Annotated in this window: 2 rRNA genes (1 of these 2 running past the window's edge); both read left to right on the top strand. The window is 62.0% G+C overall.

The features are described from left to right. The first annotated feature begins 20 nt into the window (after nt 1-20). Nucleotides 21-1,545 (top strand): 16S ribosomal RNA (locus tag QC765_RS16410). A gap of 396 nt (nt 1,546-1,941) precedes the next feature. Next, a 23S ribosomal RNA gene (locus QC765_RS16405) occupies nt 1,942-3,245 on the top strand; its annotated part runs 1,911 nt beyond the window's last position; the annotation flags it as partial.

Here is a 3,245-nt window from a genome sequence, read left to right as displayed (position 1 = left end):
GGGGGGTGGGTTGATGGTTCTTGACGGAGAGTTTGATCCTGGCTCAGGACGAACGCTGGCGGCGTGCTTAACACATGCAAGTCGAACGGTAAGGCCCTTCGGGGTACACGAGTGGCGAACGGGTGAGTAACACGTGGGTAATCTGTCCCGTGCTCCGGGATAAGCCTGGGAAACCGGGTCTAATACCGGATGCGACCCGCCCCCGCATGGGGGCGGGTGGAAAGCGCTATGTAGCGGCATGGGGTGGGCCCGCGGCCTATCAGCTTGTTGGTGGGGTAATGGCCTACCAAGGCGGTGACGGGTAGCCGGCCTGAGAGGGCGACCGGCCACACTGGGACTGAGACACGGCCCAGACTCCTACGGGAGGCAGCAGTGGGGAATATTGCACAATGGGCGCAAGCCTGATGCAGCGACGCCGCGTGGGGGATGACGGCCTTCGGGTTGTAAACTCCTTTCAGCGCCGACGAAGCGGAAGTGACGGTAGGCGCAGAAGAAGCACCGGCCAACTACGTGCCAGCAGCCGCGGTAATACGTAGGGTGCGAGCGTTGTCCGGAATTACTGGGCGTAAAGAGCTCGTAGGTGGCTTGTCGCGTTGCCTGTGAAAACCTGGGGCTCAACCCCGGGCGTGCAGGCGATACGGGCAGGCTCGAGTACTGCAGGGGAGACTGGAATTCCTGGTGTAGCGGTGAAATGCGCAGATATCAGGAGGAACACCGGTGGCGAAGGCGGGTCTCTGGGCAGTAACTGACGCTGAGGAGCGAAAGCGTGGGGAGCGAACAGGATTAGATACCCTGGTAGTCCACGCCGTAAACGGTGGGTACTAGGTGTGGGCCCCATTCCACGGGGTCCGTGCCGCAGCTAACGCATTAAGTACCCCGCCTGGGGAGTACGGCCGCAAGGCTAAAACTCAAAGGAATTGACGGGGGCCCGCACAAGCGGCGGAGCATGTGGATTAATTCGATGCAACGCGAAGAACCTTACCTGGGTTTGACATGCACGGGACGCGCCCAGAGATGGGCGTTCCCTTGTGGCCCGTGCACAGGTGGTGCATGGCTGTCGTCAGCTCGTGTCGTGAGATGTTGGGTTAAGTCCCGCAACGAGCGCAACCCTTGTCTCATGTTGCCAGCACGTCATGGTGGGGACTCGTGAGAGACTGCCGGGGTCAACTCGGAGGAAGGTGGGGACGACGTCAAGTCATCATGCCCCTTATGCCCAGGGCTTCACACATGCTACAATGGCCGGTACAGAGGGTTGCGAGGCCGCGAGGCGGAGCGAATCCCTTAAAGCCGGTCTCAGTTCGGATCGGGGTCTGCAACTCGGCCCCGTGAAGCCGGAGTCGCTAGTAATCGCAGATCAGCAACGCTGCGGTGAATACGTTCCCGGGCCTTGTACACACCGCCCGTCACGTCATGAAAGTCGGTAACACCCGAAGCCCATGGCCCAACCCCCTCGTGGGGAGGGAGTGGTCGAAGGTGGGATCGGCGATTGGGACGAAGTCGTAACAAGGTAGCCGTACCGGAAGGTGCGGCTGGATCACCTCCTTTCTAGGGAGCATGCGCATCCCGCCCATCCGGTGGGCGTGGGGTGCCATGTGCTCGTCGTCGTGGCCGTTCGTGCCGCGGGCGGGCATGCGGGTGGAACACCCGCCGCGGTCATCGTTTCTGTTCGTCCCGCTCCGGCGGGGGCTGGCATGCTGTTGGGGTTCTGAGGCCGCACGCTTTGTTGCGCGCGTTCCTCTTAGTGGCCCGTCGTTGGGTGCTGCTGCCGGAAGGTGGCGGGATCGGTGGCGGGCGTGCTGCTTGAGAGCTGGATAGTGGTGTAGCGAAACATCTTTGTTCTTTTGTGCGATGTTTTTGTCGAGAGAGTTCGAGAGACGCAAGTGGCGCGCGCCCTGTGGGGCGCGCGCATCGTTGGACCGTGCTGGCCGCGCGCGAGCGCGCGTGCAAGCATTCAAGGGCGCATGGTGGATGCCTGGGCATCAGGAGCCGATGAAGGACGCGGGAGGCCGCGATAGGCCTCGGGGAGCTGCCAGCCGAGCTGTGATCCGAGGGTGTCCGAATGGGGAAACCCAGTACCAGTGATGTGGTGCTGCCCGCCGCTGAACGCATAGGCGGCGTGGAGGGAACGCGGGGAAGTGAAACATCTCAGTACCCGCAGGAAGAGAAAACAACAGTGATTCCGTGAGTAGTGGCGAGCGAAAGCGGATGGTGGCTAAACCGTGTGCGCGTGATACCCGGCGGGGGTTGCGCATGCGGGGTCGTGGGACATGCAGTGCCATCGCCGCCGCGATGGCCGGCCAAAGTGGATCCTGTGCTAGCGGAAGGCGCCTGGGACGGCGCGCCGGAGAGGGTGAGAGCCCCGTACGCGAAAGCACAGGTGAGGGTCGTTTGCGTGCTCCCGAGTAGCAGCGGGCTCGTGGAATCCGCTGTGAATCCGCCGGGACCACCCGGTAAGCCTGAATACTCCCTGATGACCGATAGTGGATTAGTACCGTGAGGGAATGGTGAAAAGTACCCCGGGAGGGGAGTGAAATAGTACCTGAAACCATGCGCCTACAATCCGTCAGAGCCCTCGCCGTCCTTGTGGTGGCGTGGGGTGATGGCGTGCCTTTTGAAGAATGAGCCTGCGAGTTAGCGGCATGTCGCGAGGTTAACCCGTCGTGGGGTAGCCGTAGCGAAAGCGAGTCTGAACAGGGCGACGCAGTGGCATGTCCTAGGCCCGAAGCGGGGTGATCTACCCATGGCCAGGGTGAAGCGACGGTAAGACGTCGTGGAGGCCCGCACCCACTTAGGTTGAAAACTGAGGGGATGAGCTGTGGGTAGGGGTGAAAGGCCAATCAAACCCCGTGATAGCTGGTTCTCCCCGAAATGCATTTAGGTGCAGCGTCGCGTGTTCCACCGTGGAGGTAGAGCTACTGGATGGCCGATGGGCCCCACCGGGTTACTGACGTCAGCCAAACTCCGAATGCCATGGTGCCAGAGCGCGGCAGTGAGACTACGGGCGATAAGGTTCGTTGGTCGAGAGGGAAACAGCCCAGACCGCCGGCTAAGGCCCCCAAGCGTGTGCTCAGTGGGAAAGGATGTGGGATCGCTCAGACAGCCAGGAGGTTGGCTTAGAAGCAGCCACCCTTGAAAGAGTGCGTAATAGCTCACTGGTCTAGTGGTCCTGCGCCGACAATGTAGCGGGGCTCAAGCACACCGCCGAAGCCGCGGCATCCGCGCGCCAACATCCGCTGCCCCCTCTC

Source organism: Hoyosella levis, assembly GCF_026008515.1.
In the GTDB taxonomy this organism is placed as follows: Bacteria; Actinomycetota; Actinomycetes; order Mycobacteriales; family Mycobacteriaceae; genus Lolliginicoccus; species Lolliginicoccus levis.
The sequence above is the reverse complement of the archived record's forward strand: the minus strand, read 5'-3'. Positions and strand labels throughout refer to the sequence as shown.